This is a genomic window from Actinomadura sp. 6N118 (genome assembly GCF_044326415.1).
Taxonomy (GTDB): Bacteria; Actinomycetota; Actinomycetes; order Streptosporangiales; family Streptosporangiaceae; genus Spirillospora.
The window spans coordinates 451,756-470,049 of record NZ_JBIRAZ010000004.1; the positions used below are offsets into that span (position 1 = coordinate 451,756).

General features: G+C 69.8%; 17 protein-coding genes. 10 read left to right on the top strand and 7 right to left on the bottom strand.

Annotated elements, in window-relative coordinates:
• Positions 1 to 45 precede the first annotated feature (45 nt).
• Genes ACH34W_RS12885 through ACH34W_RS12895 form a run of 3 tightly spaced genes read right to left on the bottom strand, consistent with a single transcriptional unit; the run spans position 46 to position 5,379 of the window.
• Positions 46 to 1,713, bottom strand: coding sequence for a (2,3-dihydroxybenzoyl)adenylate synthase (locus tag ACH34W_RS12885; protein WP_395961036.1), 1,668 nt, complete (start codon positions 1,711 to 1,713; stop codon positions 46 to 48).
• Entirely contained in the window at positions 1,706 to 3,751 is a 2,046-nt protein-coding gene (locus tag ACH34W_RS12890) for an acetate--CoA ligase family protein (protein WP_395961037.1), read from the bottom strand. Before ACH34W_RS12890 ends, ACH34W_RS12885 begins: the two co-directional genes overlap by 8 nt.
• A complete protein-coding gene (locus ACH34W_RS12895) occupies positions 3,748 to 5,379 on the bottom strand; it encodes an FAD-dependent monooxygenase (protein WP_395961038.1) in 1,632 nt (543 codons plus the stop codon). The genes ACH34W_RS12890 and ACH34W_RS12895 overlap by 4 nt, the downstream gene beginning before the upstream one ends.
• A 223-nt stretch (positions 5,380 to 5,602) precedes the next feature.
• On the opposite strand from ACH34W_RS12895, the gene ACH34W_RS12900 reads away from it, so the two are divergent.
• The 10 genes from ACH34W_RS12900 (at position 5,603) to ACH34W_RS12945 (ending at position 15,064) form a co-directional block, all read left to right on the top strand.
• A complete protein-coding gene (locus ACH34W_RS12900) occupies positions 5,603 to 6,415 on the top strand; it encodes a PaaX family transcriptional regulator C-terminal domain-containing protein (RefSeq protein WP_395961039.1) in 813 nt (270 codons plus the stop codon).
• A gap of 198 nt (positions 6,416 to 6,613) precedes the next feature.
• The gene (locus tag ACH34W_RS12905) at positions 6,614 to 7,768 is read left to right on the top strand and encodes a cupin domain-containing protein (RefSeq protein ID WP_395961040.1); all 1,155 of its coding nucleotides are present in this window, start codon (positions 6,614 to 6,616) and stop codon (positions 7,766 to 7,768) included.
• On the top strand, positions 7,765 to 8,595 hold the full coding sequence (locus ACH34W_RS12910) for a fumarylacetoacetate hydrolase family protein (RefSeq protein ID WP_395961041.1): 831 nt from the start codon (positions 7,765 to 7,767) through the stop codon (positions 8,593 to 8,595). The genes ACH34W_RS12905 and ACH34W_RS12910 overlap by 4 nt, the downstream gene beginning before the upstream one ends.
• On the top strand, positions 8,592 to 9,227 hold the full coding sequence (locus ACH34W_RS12915; protein ID WP_395961042.1) for a maleylpyruvate isomerase N-terminal domain-containing protein: 636 nt from the start codon (positions 8,592 to 8,594) through the stop codon (positions 9,225 to 9,227). Before ACH34W_RS12910 ends, ACH34W_RS12915 begins: the two co-directional genes overlap by 4 nt.
• A 320-nt stretch (positions 9,228 to 9,547) precedes the next feature.
• Positions 9,548 to 10,705: an ABC transporter substrate-binding protein gene (locus tag ACH34W_RS12920; RefSeq protein WP_395961043.1), complete on the top strand. Its 1,158-nt coding sequence runs from the start codon at positions 9,548 to 9,550 to the stop codon at positions 10,703 to 10,705.
• A 10-nt stretch (positions 10,706 to 10,715) separates the two neighbouring features.
• On the top strand, positions 10,716 to 11,588 hold the full coding sequence (locus ACH34W_RS12925; protein ID WP_395961044.1) for a branched-chain amino acid ABC transporter permease: 873 nt from the start codon (positions 10,716 to 10,718) through the stop codon (positions 11,586 to 11,588).
• Positions 11,585 to 12,598, top strand: coding sequence for a branched-chain amino acid ABC transporter permease (locus tag ACH34W_RS12930; RefSeq protein ID WP_395961045.1), 1,014 nt, complete (start codon positions 11,585 to 11,587; stop codon positions 12,596 to 12,598). Before ACH34W_RS12925 ends, ACH34W_RS12930 begins: the two co-directional genes overlap by 4 nt.
• A complete protein-coding gene (locus tag ACH34W_RS12935) occupies positions 12,595 to 13,374 on the top strand; it encodes an ABC transporter ATP-binding protein (RefSeq protein WP_395961046.1) in 780 nt (259 codons plus the stop codon). Before ACH34W_RS12930 ends, ACH34W_RS12935 begins: the two co-directional genes overlap by 4 nt.
• Positions 13,374 to 14,090, top strand: a complete 717-nt coding sequence (locus tag ACH34W_RS12940) for an ABC transporter ATP-binding protein (protein ID WP_395961047.1) — start codon at positions 13,374 to 13,376, stop codon at positions 14,088 to 14,090. Before ACH34W_RS12935 ends, ACH34W_RS12940 begins: the two co-directional genes overlap by 1 nt.
• A gap of 152 nt (positions 14,091 to 14,242) precedes the next feature.
• Entirely contained in the window at positions 14,243 to 15,064 is an 822-nt protein-coding gene (locus ACH34W_RS12945; protein ID WP_395961048.1) for a PaaX family transcriptional regulator C-terminal domain-containing protein, read from the top strand.
• 30 nt (positions 15,065 to 15,094) lie between these two features.
• Here ACH34W_RS12945 and paaZ read toward each other — a convergent pair whose 3' ends face one another.
• Genes paaZ through fdxA form a run of 4 tightly spaced genes read right to left on the bottom strand, consistent with a single transcriptional unit; the run spans position 15,095 to position 18,252 of the window.
• Complete coding sequence (paaZ, locus tag ACH34W_RS12950; RefSeq protein WP_395961049.1) at positions 15,095 to 16,642, bottom strand: phenylacetic acid degradation bifunctional protein PaaZ; 1,548 nt, start codon at positions 16,640 to 16,642, stop codon at positions 15,095 to 15,097.
• Positions 16,639 to 17,379 (bottom strand): enoyl-CoA hydratase/isomerase family protein, encoded by a 741-nt coding sequence (locus ACH34W_RS12955; RefSeq protein WP_395961050.1) that lies wholly within the window; start codon positions 17,377 to 17,379, stop codon positions 16,639 to 16,641. The genes paaZ and ACH34W_RS12955 overlap by 4 nt, the downstream gene beginning before the upstream one ends.
• Positions 17,380 to 17,392: 13 nt before the next feature.
• Positions 17,393 to 17,914, bottom strand: a complete 522-nt coding sequence (locus ACH34W_RS12960; protein ID WP_395961051.1) for a gamma carbonic anhydrase family protein — start codon at positions 17,912 to 17,914, stop codon at positions 17,393 to 17,395.
• Complete coding sequence (fdxA, locus tag ACH34W_RS12965; protein WP_395961052.1) at positions 17,914 to 18,252, bottom strand: ferredoxin; 339 nt, start codon at positions 18,250 to 18,252, stop codon at positions 17,914 to 17,916. The genes ACH34W_RS12960 and fdxA overlap by 1 nt, the downstream gene beginning before the upstream one ends.
• Between the last annotated feature and the right edge of the window lie 42 nt (positions 18,253 to 18,294).

Below are 18,294 nucleotides of genomic sequence, written 5' to 3' on the forward strand. Positions count from 1 at the left end.
CGGGCGCATGGTTCGCCTAGCCTGGAGGTCGGGCGCATGGTTCGCCTAGGCGGAGCGGGACTCCGTGTCCAGCCTCTGGGCGATGTCAGCCCGCAGCGCTTTTTTGTCGATCTTCCCGACCTTGGTGGTGACGAGTTCGTCCACGACCACCAGCCGGTCGGGATATTTGAACCGCGCCGCGCCCGCGCGGTCCATGACTCCGTGCACATCTTTCAGGGTGACCTGATGCCCTGCCTCCGGCACGACGTAGAGGCACACTCGCTCGCCCAGTTCGGGATCGGGCATCGCGACCGCAGCGGCCAGGAAGACACCGGGGACCTGGTAGGCGAAGTTCTCCACCTCCTCCGCGGAGATGTTCTCCCCCGCCCGGTTGATCATGTCCTTGTCCCGGCCCTCGACGATCAGGTTGCCGTCGGAGGTCAACCGGACGATGTCCCCGGTGCGGTACCAGCCGTCCGGAGTGAACGCGCGGGCGTTGTGTTCTTCGGCCCGGTAGTAGCCGCGCGGGGTGTAGGGGCCACGCGTGATCAATACTCCGGGGGTGCCCTCTGGGAGCGGCCGGCCCTCGTCGTCGACGACGAGGATCTCGTCGCCGGGGCTCATCGGGCGGCCCTGCGTGGTGCAGATGACCTCTTCGGGGTCGTCGAGCCGGGTGTAGTTGAGCAGCCCTTCCGCCATCCCGAACACCTGCTGGAGGGTGCAGCCGAGCGTGGGACGGACCCGGCGGGCGACCTCGTCGGCCAGTCGCGCGCCGCCGACCTGGAGTACGCGCAGCGAACCGAGGTCGCGGTCGGGCTCGTCGTGGCGGTGGTCGAGCCAGCGTTGCGCGATGGCGGGAACGACCGCCGTGGCGGTCACCCGCTCCCGCTCGATCGCCGCGAACGCGGCATCGGGACGCGGCGTGCCCATGACGACCCGGCCGCCGCACAGCAGTGTGCCGAGGAGTCCAGGGCAGGCCAGCGGGAAATTGTGGCCCAGGGGCAGCGCCGCGTAGTAGACCGTGTCGGGCCCGAAGCCCGACACCTCGGCGCTACGTCTGGCGTTGTACAGATAGTCGTCGTGGGTGCGGGCGATGAGCTTGGGCAGCCCGGTGGTGCCGCCCGACAGCAGGAAGAGCGCAACCGACCGGCTGTCGGGGCGATGAGCATCCACTGCCGCCCGCGGCGCCGATCCCTCTGGCGGGGCGCACAGGGCGTGCAGGTCGACCGCCCCGGGGGCGGTCGGCTTTCCCAGCACCAGCAGGTGTTCCAGAGTCGGGTTGTCCTGCTGGACGGCGACGGCCATCGCCTGGTGGTCGAAGTCCCTGAGCACGTCCGGGACCGCGATCGCCACGGCCTCGGAGTGGTCGGCGAGGTAGGCGATCTCGTGCCTGCGGTGGCCGGGCAGCGCCATCACCGGGATCACTCCCAGGCGCAGGCAGGCCAGGGTGAGGACGGCGAACTCGATGGTATTGGGTAGTTGCAGCACGATCCGGTCGTCCACGGTCAGCCCGAGCTCGGCCAGCCGGATCGCCGCGGCATCGGCACGCTCGGCCAGGTCGCGGTAGGTCAGCCTGCGCCCGTCCTCGACCAGGGCCACCGAGTCCGGACGGGCGTCCGCGACGGCCAGCAGTTCGTCACCGATCGTCGTACCTCGCCAGTAACCCTTCTCGGCGTAGCGCCGGGCCTCGTCCTCCGGCCACGGGACGACGTCGTCGCGTGTGGGCCTAGGCATGGTCTTCCTCCTCGTGGCGAACGACGACGGCGTCCAGAGCGACGAGGCCGTCGGGGGTGAGCCGTAGCGGATTGATCTCGATCTCCGAGATGCCGGGGCTCGCCGCCAGAGCTCCGGACAGCGCCGACACCAGTTCGCCGAACTCCCGCCGGTCCAGGACGGGGCCGCCGCGCCAGCCGTTCAGCAGCGCACGGGCCGCGAGTTCGCCGGGCATGGCCGCGGCGTTCGCCGCCGTCACCGGTGCGAGCCGGATCGCGACGTCGGCGAGCGCCTCGGCGGCGGTGCCGCCGAGTCCGACGAGGACGACCGGGCCGAACACCGGGTCCCGGGTGGCGCCCACCATGAGATCGATACCGGCGGGCGCCATGGATTCGACGAGCACCCGGTCGGCGCCGATCGACTCCAGGGCGGTGTCGAGCTCGGCCGGAGTCCGTACTCCCAGCGAAACCCCGCCTGCCTCCGTCTTGTGCAGGATCCGATGGTCGAGCACCTTGACGGCCACTGGACCGCCGAGCTCGGCGAGAGCTCTGTGCGCCTCCTGCCGAGATCCGCACGCACGACGCTGCGGGGTGCGGACGCCCAGCGTTTCCAAAAACGTCTTGGCGGCGTGTTCGTCCAGCGGGCCGGACGGCACCGGGATGCCCACCACAGGTTTCGCCCCGCCCTGTCGCTCAGCGCGCGATCGCGCATCAGCCACCAGCGCACGCACGGCGTTGGCGGCAGCCGAGGGGCTGGTGACGGTCGGCACTCCGAGCTTGTGCAAGAGGGCCCGGGCTTCCCGCACCTCCTCGTCGAGACCGCCGATGGCGATGATCGCCGGGATCGCGGCGGGCAGACCCGCCTCCTGTGCGGCCGCGACCAGGTCCACGCTGTCGGGTTCGGTCAGCGCGTACACCGCCAGCAGGTCCACTTCGGGGTCTCCGGCGACGGTTTCCAGCAGGGTGGGAAAGGTCTCGCTGGGGCGGCCGGTGTCGACCGGGTTGCGTTGGAACGTCAGAGGCGGCAGCAGATCACCGAGGCCGGCCTGAGTGTCCGGCGCGAGTTCGGGGACGCGTACGCCGTCGGCGCCGACCCGATCCGCCAGAAGCAGACCGGGCCCCGCCTGAGCCGTGACGATGCCGAGCCCGGGGTCGGCCGCGGGGCGGAGCCGCACCCGCGACAGAGCCGTGAGCGCGTCGACGAGTTCGCGTTCGTCCTCGACCACGACGGCACCGGCATCCCGGACGACAGCGCGGGTGGTGCGCCAGGACGTGGCCAGAGCACCGGTGTGCGAGCGGGCGAAGTCACCGACGTCCGTACGGCCGACCACCAGCGCCGCCACCGGCTTCTCGGCCGACAGGCGGCGGAGCGCCTCCACCAGGCGGGGTCCGTCCGGAACGGTCTCCAGATGGAGCGCCACCCCCGTGGTCTCCGGGTCGCCTGCGAGGTGGTCGAGCACGTCGGCGGCCGTGACGTCCAGGCCAGCGCCGATCCCGACTCCGAGACTGATGCCGTTGCCGGCATTGGCGAGATCGAACGACAGGGCGTGGTTGACTCCGCCGCTGGCCGCGACGACGGCGATGCCGCCAGGCGGCACCAAGGCGGCGCCGGGTACGAAGCTCGCGGTCAGTCCCTGGCGAGGGACGAAGAAACCCGAGGTGTTGGGGCCGAGCAGCCGGATCCCGGTTTCCTCGACGACCTGGCGGAGCGCACGTTCGGCCTCCTCCCCCGCCGCGCCGATCTCGCTGAAGCCACCCGCGCAGATCAGCGCGGCTCGGCAGCCCGCCGCCGCGGCCTCGGCCAGCGCAGACGCACAGGCTGAAGCCGGGATGCAGAGCACGGCCAGGTCCAGGTCGGCACCGGTCTGCGCGCGGGCGTCGGCGACGGAGGCGAAGACGCCCGCCGCCGGGTCGGGGTTCCGGGAGTTGACCAGAACGCGCGTGCCGGGGAAGCCCGCCAGCGAGCGGGCCATGGCCGCACCGAGCTTGCCGCCCTGCTGCGAGGCACCGATCACGGCGACGCCGGAGGGGTTGAACAGGGGGGTGAGGTCGCCGTTCACGGGCTCTGCCTTTCAGCCGGTGAGCCGACGAGGTCGGCCCGCCCGGACAACAGCAGGGTCTCGGCGCGGTCGTCGTCCAGGGGATCCTCCACGATCAGAGTTGGGACGCCGTGCCCCAATCGGGCCTGCTCAGCGAGCAGTACACGGGTGAGTGACGTTCCGCCGTGCACGGCGACGAGCGGCGGCGGGCCGGCCTTCACCGCAGCGGAAAGGTAGGCGAAGGTCTCAGCCAGATCGGATTCGGCCTCCGGCGCGGCGATTCGCAGGCCGTGGAGCGCCTGCGCTGTGGCGTCGCGAAGCGGTGCCCGCAGGCCGTGGTGCGCCTCCGTTTTGGCGTCGCGAAGCGGTACCCGCGTGCCGTCCTGCACGGCCGCGACGATGCCATCCTGAGTCTCCTCGGCCGTCACGCGGCGCCCGGTGAATTCGTACGGGCCGGCCTTCAGTGACGAGTCCAGCGGCGCGGCACCGTGGTGCTCCCGCCAGGCCCTCTCGACGTCAGCGACGAACTCGGGATCGCGGCGAGCCAGCCTGGCCTTTCCGATGCTGCGCGACAGGAAGTGGAACGCGAACTGAAGAGGGTCGAAGGCATCGTGGTACCGGCCGAAGTGCTCCCACCAGGCCAAGCTGGGCCGGGCCGAGTTCTGGATCTTCTCCACCGGCGGCATGCGCGCGGCCTCATAGGCCGTCAGGGCCGCTTCCAGATCACGGGGGTGCTCGGTGAGGCTGCCGGCCAGCGCGACGGCGTCCTCCATCGCCATCTTCGTGCCCGAGCCCACCGAGAAGTGAGCGGTGTGGACGGCGTCGCCGAGGAGCACGACGTTTCCCGAATGCCAGCGATGCGCCCGGCGGGTGCGGAAGTTGGCCCAGCGGGAGTTGTTCACCAGCAGCCGACGGCCGTCGATCTGCTCGGCGAACAGGTCTTCCAGGTAGCGCCTGCTCTTCTCGTCGCTGGGGCCGGGCGGGCCGCCGGCGTCGAACTCGTCCAAGCCTGCCGCACGCCAGGTCCGCTCGTCGGTCTCCACGATGAAGGTGCTGACGTCGGCGCTGATCGGATATCCGTGAACGGCGAACACGCCGTGCGGGCCGCGCTGGTGAACGAAGGTGAGCCCGTCGAACATGTAGTCCGTGCCGAACCAGATGAACTTGGCCTTCGCCACATCGACCTGGGGCCGCAGAGTATGGGCCAGGCTCTCGCGGAAGCGCGAGTTGGCCCCGTCCGCCGCCACGATCAGGTCATAGCCGGACAGCTCCTCAGCGCCGGCGATCTCGGTTCCGAAGCGCAGATCGACACCGACTTCGGAAGCCCGGGCCCGCATGAGCGTCAGCAGGGTGCGACGGTGGATGGCCGCCATGCCGTTGCCGCCGCAGGTGATCCGTTCACCCTTCAAGCGCACCTCGATGGGGTCCCAGTGCCGCCCATGGCCGGCCAGGGCCTCTCGGAGCACCGGATCGGCCTGGTGGAGGTTGGCAAGGGTCGCGTCGGAGAACACCACGCCGAAGCCGAACACGTCGTCCGGGCGATTGCGCTCGAAGACCGTGATCTCCACCGACGGGAGGGCCTGCTTGATCAGCGTGGCGAAGAAGAGCCCGCCGGGCCCGCCTCCCACGCACGCGATCCTGGAAACCATGGGCTGAACCATGGGCTGTCAGCCTCCTGTCGAGAGTCCCCGCATGTCAGGGGCGGGTTCAAGCAGAACGCATTATGTGTCAATATTCAGACGTGCGTCAATCACATGACACGAATGAGTCGACCGCACCGACGGCGGCCGAGGGGCCGCCACCGCCCTATCCCATGACCGGACATCGGTCATGGGATAGTCAGGCGGAGGCAGCGATTGGAGGAGCCCGACGGTGAAGCCCCGGTCCATCGTCTTCGACCTCTTCGGCGACTATGTGCGGTATCGAGGCGGATCCGCCCGGCTGCGCACGCTCAGCACGCTGATGGGGTGCTTCGACGTCGGGGAGAGCACCGTGCGCGTGGTGTTGTCCAGGCTGCGCAAGGAAGGCTGGTTCGACGCGCGGCGGGACGGTCGCGAAAGCGTCTATTCGCTGAACCCCCGCAGCCTGCGCCTGCTCGATGAGGGCCGCGCGCGGATCTTCGACCGGGTGCGGAACGACTGGGACCGCACCTGGCACATGGTGATCTACTCGGTGCCCGAGACCGACCGTGCCGTCCGCGAGCGCATCCGCAAGGAACTGGCCTGGCTGGGATACGGCCCGCTGGCACCCTCGACCTACATCTGCCCCCATGACCGCGTCCAGCAGGTGCTCGAAAAGTTCGCCGACGACCCTGTCGTCCAGTTGGACACCCTGCGCTGCCAGTCGCGCGGCCTGCCGGTGGACCGGGACATGGCCGCCCGATGCTGGGACCTCGATCAGCTGAACGAGGACTACCGCCAACTCCTGCGCACCTACCGCGTACGGCTGCCGTCGTACCGAGCCGGACACCTGAGCCCTCGCGAAGCACTCATCGAGCGCATGCGTCTCACCAGCGACTATCGCAGGTTCCCCTTCCGCGACCCGGACCTGCCCCTCGAACTGCTTCCAGGCGGATGGGTCGGCCGGGAGACGCACGAGATGTTCCTAGAGGCACACGACCTGCTCGGCCCGCCCGCAGAAACCTTCTACGACGAGGTCGCAGGCCTGTCCACGCCGGCGGCATAACCCCGGCCTCCCGGCCCCTTCCGGCGGCGTGACCCCGGCCTCTCGGGGGCCTTCGGGCAGCAAGCCCCTTTCCCGTTCCAGCGGTCATTGACCCGTGCCGGCCCCACGCGCGACACATGTGTGCAGAAATTTCGACGGTCGGCGCAGTATTGACACAAGAGGGCCTTGGACCCACTATGAGCAGCATCACAGCGGGACATGCCACCAGGAAGGGGGCCAGAAGCAATGACCGTCACACATGGATCCCCGGTGACCATCGTCGCGACCGATGCCGAGGACCAGCCGACCAGGACACCCGAACTCGAAGCGTTGTACCGGGGTTTCGAGTCCGAGCTGCTCGTGCCGCTCTGGACCGAGATCGGCGGCCTCATGCCACCGTCTCCACGGTCGAAAGCGGTGCCGCACCTGTGGCGCTGGAGCAATCTGCTGCCCCTCGCCGCCCAGGCCGGGGAGATCGTCCCGGTCGGCCGCGGCGGGGAGCGGCGAGCGATCGCGCTCGCCAATCCGGGCCTGGGCGGGCGGCCGTTCGCCACCCCGACCCTCTGGGCCGCGATCCAGTACCTCAACCCCGGCGAGGACGCCCCGGTCCACCGGCACACCCAGAACGCGTTCCGGTTCGTGGTGGAGGGCGAGGGCGTGTGGACGGTGGTGGACGGCGACCCCGTCGCCATGCGGCGCGGCGACTTCCTGCCGCAGGCCGGATGGCATTGGCACGGCCATCACAACGTCACCGACCACCCGATGGCGTGGATCGACGGGCTCGACATCCCCTTCCAGTACTTCGCGGACTCCACGTTCTTCGAGTTCGGCCCGGACGAGGTCGAGACGCGTGAGGCACCCGAGCGGTCGCGCTCTGAGCGGCTGTGGGGCCACCCCGGCCTGCGTCCGCTCACTCACCTGGAGCCCACCCCTGCGACACCGCTGCTGGCCTATCGCTGGGAGCACACCGACCGGGCTCTGGCCGAACAGCTCGCTCTGGAAGCCGAGGGCCACAGGGCCACCGTCGAAACCGGGCACGCCGCCGTCCGGTACACCAATCCCACGACCGGCGGCGACGTCCTGCCCACCTTGCGCACCGAGTTCCATCGGCTCGCGCCCGGTGCCGAGACCGCGGCGGTCCGGGAGGTCGGGTCCTCGGTGTTCCAGATCTTCGAGGGCACCGGCCAGGTCACCGTCGGCGACCTCAGCTGGAGCGTCGAGCGCGGCGACCTGTTCGTCGTCCCGTCCTGGCAGCCGTTGTCCCTGGTCACCGAACACGGCCTGGACCTGTTCCGGTTCAGCGACACCCCCATCTTCGAACGACTGCACCAGCACCGCGTCCAGCACGACACCACTCAGGAGATCTCGCAGTGAAGCTCGCGACCGTCCGCACCGGCCAAGGCACCCGCGCCGCCCGCCTCGACGACGGCGGATACACCCTGCTGGACGCGTCCGATGTCGGCGCGATGCTGGCCCGCGACGGCTGGGCAGAGGCCGTGGCGTCCGCTCGCGGTGAGGCGGTGCGCCCGGAGGAGGCGCACCTCGCACCGGTGGTGACACAGCCGGGGAAAGTGCTGTGCACCGGGCTCAACTACCGCAACCACATCCTGGAGATGGGGCGCGAGCTGCCCGAGTATCCGACCCTGTTCGCCAAGTTCGCCGACGCTCTCATCGGCCCGCGCGACACGATCGCGCTCGCGCCCGAGTCGTCCGCCATCGACTGGGAGGCCGAGCTGACCGTGGTGATCGGCCGCACCGTCCGCCGCGCCACCGAGGCCCAGGCCGAGGCGGCGATCGCCGGATTCACGATCATGAACGACGTGACCATGCGGGACTGGCAGTTCCGCACCAAGGACTGGCTCCAGGGCAAAACGTTCGAAGGCACCACGCCGCTCGGCCCCGTCCTGGTCACGCCGGACGAGCTGCCCGGCGGAGTCCGGCCCGCGCTGGCCCTGTCGTGCCGCGTGAACGGCGAGGTGGTGCAGAAGGCCGACACCTCCGACCTGGTGTTCGACCCGGTCGACCTGGTCCGCTACGCCTCGACGGTCGTCACCCTGCGCCCCGGGGACATCATCGCGACCGGCACGCCCGGCGGTGTCGGCCACGCCCGCAAGCCACCCCGCTATCTGGGCGACGGCGACGTGGTCACCACCGAGATCGAGGGCATCGGCCGCCTGGAGAACACCGCGAGGCCGGCATGAGCACCCGCACGTGGAGGGACCAGAACGCCCGCGCGTGGAGCGACCAGAACACCCGCGCGTGGATGGACCAGAGCACCGCGCTGTTCCTGTCCACCGTGCAGCGGCTCACCGACGCCGACCTGGACGCGGCCTCGGCGCTGCCGGGCTGGACGCGACGGCATGTCATCGGCCATGTCGCCGCGAACGCCGAAGCGCTGCGGCGCTTGCTGAGCTGGGCCGCGACAGGGGTCGAGACCCGCATGTACTCCAGACCCGGCCAGCGTGCGCAGGAGATCGAGGAGGCGGCCCTGCTGCCCGCCGACGACCTGCGCGCCTTCGTCGACCGGTCGGCACGGGCGCTGGCTGCGGACATGGACGCTCTGCCCAAGGCGGCCTGGCGCAACCTCGTCGTCACCGCCCAGGGCCGCACCGTACCCGCCGAAGAGATCCCATGGATGCGGACCAGGGAGGTCGCGGTTCACGCCGTGGACCTCGGCCACGGCATCGGCTTCGCCGACCTGCCCGATGACCTCAACTCCGCGATCGCCACCGACGCCACCGCCAAGCATGCCGGCAAGGGGCACGCCGCCGAGCTGGCGGCCTGGCTCACCGGCCGTTCCGTTCAGGCGCCCGAGCTGGGTCCCTGGCTCTGAACTCCGCCAGTGTGATGTGGGGCACATCGCGGCCCAGTCTGGCTGAGCATCCGTAAACAGTCAAGAGTTGTACATCGTCCCGATAAAAAATTGTCGATCTACGGCGAGTGATTCGCAGAGCAGGCTGCGGCTGGCTGGTCCTTGACCACCAAGAACAGCTGAAACAGTTTGGATACAAAGTCTTGACGTATCGCATGGACTTTGTAGATTCTGTGCCCACCCCGTCAGCGCATCGCGCCGCCGTCCGTCCTTTCTGAGGAGTCGCCATGGGCGTTCTCTCCGTTGTTCTCCGATCGCGTGTCCTCCGATCGCGCCGGACCATGACGGTCCCGGTGCTGGCGCTGGGCGCACTCGCGTTGTCAGCCTGTTCGGGGTCGAGCCTGGGTCAGTCCGGTGGGGGCGGATCCGACGGCGAGATCAAGGTCGGGCTGCTGGTGCCGCTGTCCGGGGTCTACGCACCGCTCGGCCAGGACATGCGCAACGGCTTCCAGCACTACCTCGACCAGCATGAAGGCAAGCTCGGCGGCCGTAAGGTGAAGGTGGTCACGGCCGACGAGGGTGAGGGGCCGCAGACCGGCGTGCCGACCGCGCAGAAGCTGGTGACACAGGATCAGTCGGCCGTGGTGGTCGGGGTGGTCAACTCCGCGACCGCACTCGGGCTCCGCGACTTCTTCACCGAGTCCAAGAAGCCCCTGGTCATCGCCAACGCCGGAGCCGACGCGATCACGGGCGCCAACAAGTCCGAGTACATCTGGCGCACCAGCTTCGCCAACGGAAAGGTCGGGGCGCCCCTGGGGCCCGCAGTCGCCAAGGAGGTCGACGGCAGCGTCTACCTCATCGCCGCCGACTATGCCGCAGGCCGGGAGCAGGTCAGCGGATTCCGCAAGACCTTTGAGGCCGCCGGCGGAAAAGTCGCCGGCGAGAAGTACACCCCGTTCGGCAAGACCCAGGATTTCCAGCCGTACCTGTCGGGGATCCGCGGCTCCGGCGCCAAGGCGGTCTACAGCTTCTACGCCGGCGCTGAGGCGGTGAGCTTCGTCAAGCAGTACAAGCAGTTCGGGCTCGCCGGCAAGACGCAGCTGTACGGGGCCGGCTTCCTGACCGAAGGTGGCGTGCTGGACGCCCAGGGCCAGGCCGCAGTCGGAGTGAAGACCTCCCTTCACTACTCCACCGAAATCGACACCCCGCGCAACAAGCAGTTCGTCGCCGACTACCGCAAGGCGTTCCAGAAGGCGCCGACGGTCTACGCGGTGCAGGCCTACGACTCGGCCGCCGTTCTGGACAAGGCACTGGCCAACGCGAAGAACGCCGACGGCGCCGAACTGATCAAGGCCTTCGCCGGGGTCGGGACGATCGACAGCCCGCGCGGCCAGTGGTCCTTCGACGCCAATCACGACGCGCAGCAGAAGTACTACCTGCGTGAGGTCCGTTCCAGCGGCGGAACGACCGTCAACGCGGTCGTCCGCGAACTGGGCTGAGGGCGCCGCCGTGGACACCTACCTTGTGAGCGTCCTCAACGGGCTGGCCATGGGCTCGTTGCTGTTCGCCATCGCGCTGGGCCTGTCGCTGGTGTTCGGCATGATGGACGTGCTCAACCTGGCACACGGTGCGGTATATCTGGCCGGCGCGTACGTGGCGGTGGCCGTGGTCGGGGACGACGCCGGAATGGCGGCCTTCGTCCTAGCGGTCCTGGTCGCCGCCGCGATCGGGGCCGTCCTCGGCGGCGCCTTGGCCGGGCTGACACGAGCCACCCCGCATCATCTCGACCAGGCACTGCTGACCCTCGGCATCGCCCTGGTGATCGCCGAACTGCTCGCACTCGGCTTCGGCAACGACGTGCATTCGGTCGCCGCGCCCGCGCCCGTCGAGGGCGGCGTCACGGTGGTCGGCGAGACCTATCCGGTCTACCGGCTGCTGGTGATCGGATTCGGGATCGTGCTGGCGGTCGCGGTCTACTTCCTGGTCGAACGCAGCAGGCTCGGCTCGGTGATCCGGGCGACCGTCGCCGATCGCGCCATGGTCGCGGCCCTCGGCGTCAACACCGGCCGGGTGCTGATCGGCGTCTTCGCCGCAGGAGCCGCGCTGGCCGCGGTGGCCGGCGTGCTGGCCGGGCCGATCCTGGGCGCCCAGCCCGGCCTCGACGAGAAGGTGCTGCTGCTGGCGCTGGTCGTGGTGGTGATCGGCGGCCTGGGGTCGGTGCGCGGCGCACTCCTGGGCGCCCTCCTGATCGGGCAAGTGCAGGCGCTGGGCACCGCACTGCTGCCCGAGTACGCCTCATTCCTGATCTTCGCTGCGATGGCCGTGGTGCTGCTGCTACGGCCATCCGGCCTGCTTCCCGACCGGACGGCGGTGCATGCATGACAGCGGCTTCAGAGGTTCGATCCTCATATGAGCGGCAGGACGACGACGTCGCCGGGAGCCCGGCACGACGCCGGCGTCCGCGCGGTCCGCTGGTCGCCCTCCCGGTCATCGTCCTGCTGGTGGCGGCGCCTCTGGTACTCGGCCCGTACCCGGTGACGACGATGACGCGGATCCTCGCCTTCGCGGTCCTGGTTCTCAGCGTCGATCTGCTGACCGGAATCACGGGCCTGCCCACGCTGGGACAGGCGGCCTACTTCGGGGTCGGTGGCTACACCGCCGTCCTCGTCGGCCTGCACGTGACCTCCGACGCGGCACTCCAGGTGGTGGCCGCTCTGGTGGCAGGTCTGATCGCGGCCGCCGTGACCGGCTGGGTCGCGGTGCGGGCCCGCGGCATCGTCTTCCTGATGCTGACGCTCGCGATCGGCGAGTCGGTCCACCAGGTGGCCGACACGTGGAACGCGGTGGGCGCGAGCAACGGGCTGAGCGGGATGCCGCCGATCAGCCTGTTCGGGGGCCCGCCGATCATCGCCGCCGGCTTCGTGTACTGGTGGGTTCTGGCGCTGGCGCTCGTCGTGTTCGCCGCGGTGGCCCTGGTCGTCCGATCTCCCTATGGCCGCACCCTTCGTGGCATCCGGGACAACGAGGCCCGGATGCGCGCCCTGGGCTACCGCCCGGCGCTCGCCAGATTCGGGGTGTTCTGCCTGGCAGGCGGGGTCGCCGGAGTCGGCGGCGCGCTGTGGGTGGCGCAGGCCCGCTTCATCTCGCCCGGAGATCTCGGCTTCGAGGTCGCGGCGCTTGCTCTGCTGAGCGTCGTCATCGGCGGCAGGGGCAGCCTGTGGGGTCCGTGCTTGGGTGCGGCCGTGGTGCTGCTCGTCCGCGACAACCTGTCGTCCTCCATCGGCGGGCACGGCCCGCTGGTGCTGGGTTGCCTGTTCGTCGCCGTCGTCTTCCTGATCCCACGGGGTTTGGCCGGGCTGGCCGGAGCCCGCCGGAAGGAGAGCGCGTCGTGACCCCCTTGTTGGAGCTCAAAGGTCTCACCCGTTCCTACGGTTCCCTGACGGCCGTCGACGGCGTCGACCTGAACGTCCTGCCCGGAGAACGGCACGCGCTGATCGGCCCGAACGGCGCAGGCAAGTCCACGCTGTTCGCGACTGTGGCCGGAACGATGCGCGCCACCAGTGGGCAGGTGATGTTCTCAGGTGCCGATGTCACCTCCCTGCCCGAGTCCGAACGAGCCCGCCGCGGCATGCTGCGCACCTACCAGCACTCCAGCCTGTTCCTGAACTGCACTGTGCTGGACAACGTCGCGCTCGCGGTCCAGCGCGTTCACAAAGTGGCACACCGCTTCGACCGGGCCGCGTGGCGTTTCCGGCAAGCAGAGGCCGAAGCGCACAGCCATCTCGAATCGGTGGGGCTGGACGACCGCGCCGGCACCAAGGCGGCCGCGCTGTCTCACGGAGAGCGCAGGCAGCTCGAGGTCGCGATGGTCCTCGCCGCACAGCCCAGCCTGGTCATGTTCGACGAGCCCACGGCCGGGATGTCGGCGGCCGAAACGGAACGGTTCGTCGAGCTGATGCAGCGGCTGCCCGACAGCTTGACCTTGCTCATCGTCGAGCACGACCTGGACGTGGTGTTCCGGCTCGCCGGCCGGGTCACCGTGCTGCATCTGGGCCGGGTCCTGGCCTCGGGACCGCCGGAGCGCATCCAGGCCGACGAAAAGGTGCAGCAGGCCTACCTCGGCGCCGCGCGCACCGAAGACCTGTTCATCGAAGCCGGAGGCAGCTGATGACGAATTCTCTGGCGGTGCGTGGCCTGAAGGCGGGCTACGAGGGGACCACGGTGCTCGATGGCGTCGATTTCACCGTGCCCACAGGCACCGTGGTCGCCCTTCTCGGCCGTAACGGTGTCGGGAAGAGCACCTTCATGCACACCGTGATGGGCATGCTGAAGCCCTACTCCGGCAGCGTCCTGGTAGATGACCATGAGTTGGCGGGGGCGCCCGCGCACATCGTCGCCCGGCACGGGGTCGCGATCGTTCCGCAGGGCCGCCGTGTCTTCGCCCCCCTCACGGTGGAGGAGAACCTGCACATCGCCGCCGGTCCTAGGCGCGGCAACGAACCCGGTCGTTGGACGGTGGCACGGATCTATGAACTCATGCCACGTCTGGCCGAACGCAGAAACAACCGCGGCGACCAACTCTCCGGAGGTGAGCAGCAGATGCTCGCCATCGGGCGAGCGCTGTTGAGAAACCCGCGCCTGCTGCTGCTCGACGAACCATCGGACGGGCTCGCACCAGCGGTGATCGATCAGGTCGCGGACGTGCTGGAAGGACTGCGCGGCGAGGGCATCGCCGCCGTGCTGGTCGAACAGGATCTGCATCTGGCCTTCCGGTTGGCCGACGAGGTGGCCGTGATGCAGAAGGGACGGATCGTTCACCGCAGCTCGACTCAGGACTTCCGCACCGACCGCAACCGAGCCCACGCTCTTCTCGGCGTGGGCTGACCGGCTCACGGCACCCCCCGGCTCCCGGGGGCACAGGCCTGATGGCCCGTTTGCCCCTTGTAACCTGGGCGTTGGCCGATTCGGGCCCTGTATATCGGAGGAGTAGCCCGCCGACTGTGTCTCACGATGAAGAGGGCACCCGCGTCCCATCCATGAGTCGCCGTCAGCGAACGGGCGGGGGAAGCGCCAAGGCCTTGCTGTTGACGGTGTTCGGCGAGTACGTGCTACCGCGTGGCGAGCCGGTGTGGACCTCGGCGCTGCTGCACATCCTGGCCGGGCTGGAGATCGAGGAAAAGTCAGCCCGCCAGGCCCTGAACCGGCTGGCCGCCGATGATTGGATCATGTCCGAACGTGCGGGGCGCCGGGTGCGCTGGGCGTTGACCGAGCACGGCCGCGCCATGCTGACCGAGGGCGCCGAGCGGATCTACTCCTTCGGCCGGGACCGCGAGTCCTGGGACGGGCGCTGGCTGGTGCTCCTGGCCAGCGTCCCCGAGTCCAAACGCGACCTGCGCCATCAGTTGCGCAATGGACTGACCTGGGCGGGAATGGGCAGCCCGGCGCCAGGGGTGTGGATCAGCCCCCATGTCTCGCGGGAGCCCGAAGCCAAGCAGGTGGTGGAGAACCTGGGGCTGGACGCGGAAGTACTGTCCTTCTGCGGGCCTTTCGGCGGAATCGGCTCGGAGTCCGACATGGTCGAACAGGCATGGCATCTGGGGGAACTGGCCACCGCGTACGAGGATTTCGTCCGCGAGTTCGCCGGGATGCAGCCTGCTCCCGGTGACCAGGTGCTGCTCGCTCAGACCCGCCTCGTCCACATGTGGCGGCGGTTCCCCCGGCTGGATCCACAACTGCCCCTGGTGCTCCTCCCCCCGCATTGGATCGGCGTGCGGGCCGCGAACGTCTTCAAGGATCTGCGCCGGCAGTGGCACGACGCCGCCCAGGCACGCTGGACGGCGTTGACCGCTGACGAGTGAACGATCTAGCTGACGAGTGAACGACCTGGATCAGGCCAGCCCGCTGAGGAAATCCGGGTGCCCTTGCACTGCAGTGCGCCGCAGGTAGTGGTGGAGCGCACGGAGGCCTCCCAGTTCCTCCCCGCCCCCGGCGCGCCCGGGCCCACCGTGCACCAGCTGCGGCATCGCCACCCCGTGGCCGGTCGACTCGCCGGCGTCGTCTCGGTTCAGGACGAGCAGACGGCCGTGCCACGGTGCCAGGGCCGCCACCAGGGCACGTGCGCCATCGGGGTCGGCGGTGACGATCGAGCCTGCGAGGCTGCCTCCGCCCCTTGCCGCGGCGGCAGCGGCGGCCTCCAGATCGTCGTAGGGAAGCAGGGTACTGACCGGCCCGAACGCCTCGACTTCATGTGGAGAGGGCGCCTCAAGGTCGTCGCAGCGCAGCAGGATCGGCGAGAGGAAGGCGCCACGTTCGGGGTCGGCGCCGACGGTGTCGACCCGGGCGGGATCACCGAAAAGGATCTTGCCGTCCGCGGTCAGCCGCATGACCGCCTCGCGTACCTCGTCACGCTGGGCCAGGCTGACGACGGGCCCCATGCTGACGTCGGCGTGTCCGGGATGGCCGATGACGACCCGGCCGAGCCTTTCGACGACCGCCTCGGTGACGGCGTCGGCCAGCGCGGCCGGTACGAAGGCACGGCGGATCGCGGTGCACTTCTGCCCGGCCTTGACGGTCATCTCGGTGATGAGCTGGTCGGCGAAGAGGGCGAACTCCGGATCGCCCGGCGTGACGTCGGGGCCGAGGATGGAGCAGTTGAGGGAGTCGGCCTCGGCGTTGAACGGCACGGCCCGGCCTGCGACCACCGGATGAGTGCGAAGGACGAGGGCGGTGGCCGCCGAGCCGGTGAACGAGAGCGTGTCCTGCGGCGAGAGGGCGTCCAGCAGACCGGCGGGACCGGCGCACAACAACGACAAGGCTCCCTCAGGCAGCAGCCCGGACTCGGCGATGCGGCGGACCACGAGTTCGGTGAGGTAGGCGGTCTGGCCTGCGGCCTTGACCACCGAGGGCATCCCGGCGAGAAAAGCGGGCGCGAACTTCTCCAGCATCCCCCAGACGGGAAAGTTGTAGGCGTTGATCTGCACGGCGGCCCCTAGCCGCGGGACGAGGATGTGGCGTCCCGCGAAGGTGCCGCCCCTGCCGAGAGGCTCGGTCTCACCATCGGGCAGGACGGTGGCGTCGGGGAGTTCGCGGGCGGCCTTGCCGGCGTAGACGGCCAGAGTGGCGATTCCGCCGTCCACGTCAACGGCGGTGTCGCGGCGGGTGGCGCCGGTACGGGTGCTGAGTTCGGCGAACTCGTCCAGGTGGTTCCGCAGGTGCTTGCTCAGGTCTTTGAGGATGGCCGCGCGCTGGGTGAAGGTCAGGGCCCGCAGGGCCGGCCCTCCCTTCCGGCGGGCATGATCGAGCATCGCAGCCGGGTCCGGGCCGGTGGAGGGAAGCAGGGCGACGGCCTCGCCGGTGGCGGCGTCCAGCAGCGGCTTGGCCGGGCCGTCGCCGTCCTGCCACGTGTCGTGGGTGTAGCTCTGCAGTACGGGCGTCATCGGTTTCTCCGCTCGAGGAAGGCCGTCATACGGGCGTGCTTGTCGTCGCCGTCGAACAGCAGGGCCTGCGCGGCGAGGTCGAACGTGGTGGTGGACGGGCGTGAGCTGCGCAGGGCGAGTTTGGTCAGCTCCAGCGCCCGCCAGGAACGCTTGGCGATGGCGGTCGCGAGGGTCCGGCCGCGTTCGGCCAGTTCCTCGGCGGATCCGGCGACCTCGTCGACCAGGCCGGTGGCGAGGGCCTCGGCGGCATCCAGGCGCTCTCCCGCGAAGAGCATGCGGCGGGCGGTGGCGAGCCCGGCCAACTGCGGAAGGCGCCAGTTCGCGCCGGCGCCCGCGATGATGCCGAGGGACAGTTCTGGCTGGGCGAACACGGCATTCTGGGTGGCGATGCGGAAGTCGCAGGCCAGGGCCAGTTCGCAGCCGCCGCCGAGGGCCGGTCCGTCGATCAAGGCGATGGTCGGCCAGCGATGGGCCTCCAGCCGTTCGAACAGGCCGGCGTTGATGGCCAGCAGGGCGGCGTTGGCGTCACGGTCGCGCAGTTCGGCGATGTCGGCGCCGGCGGCGAAGACTCCGGGGGTGGTGGAGTGCACGATCAGGACGCACGGTCGCATTCGCGCCTCGGTCAGCACCGCATCCGCTTCGTCGACCATCGCCTGGTCGAGGGCGTTGTGCTTGGAGGGCCGATCGAGGCCCAGCCACCAGATGTGCTCGTCCCGGCGTACATGGATCAGCGGCATGTGAGCGTCCCCTTCAGCCGATGCGGCGCAGGCCGGTCTGATAGCGCCGGGCGAGTTCCTGGTAGAGACCGACGGCTTCGGAGACCCAAGCGCGGAGTTCGGACGGCGCGGGCCGGGTCTTGGCCGGCACGCCGAGGGCGATGTGGGCCTCGGGTACGGAGCCGTCCTCAGGGACCAGCGCCGCCGCTCCGACGGCTCCCCCGGATGCGATGACGGCTCGGTTGAGCACGATCGAACCCGAGCCGATGAGGCAGCCGTCGCCGACCACGCAGCCCTCCAGGTGGGCGTTGTGCCCGATGACGGAGCGGTCGCCGACGAGCGTCGGCCATTGCTCGGTGGTGTGCAGGACGGTGCCGTCCTGGACGGAGGTCGCCTCGCCGATCCGGATGCGTCCGTAGTCACCGCGCAGGACCGCGCCCGGCCACACCGAGGACCGGGCCCCGATCTCGACCGAGCCGATGACGGTCGCGTCGGGGTGGACGAAGGCCTCGGGGTGGATCTGCGGGGTCAGATCGTCGAGCGCGTAGATCGGCATCAGCTCGCCTGATGGGTGGCGACGAGTTCGGTGTCGACGCCGAGCGGACCGATCCCTCCCGCGCCGCCCGCCATGCCGAGCGGGGCGTCGCGGCCGGGCAGCGGCTCGGCGAAGAAGCGGGCGTTGTCGGCGACGAAGTCGTTCTGGTCCGCCGGTACGCGGCGGTCCTGGCTGATCGCCGACACCGGGCAGGCCGGTTCGCAGGCGCCGCAGTCGATGCACTCGGCGGGGTTGATGTAGAGCTTCCGCTCCCCTTCGTAGATGCAGTCGACGGGGCATTCCTCGATGCAGGAACGATCCATCACGTCGATGCACGACGCGGCGATGACGTACGGCATGGTGTTCTCCTCCTGGTCGTCCGGACCGGGAACAGGTGGACG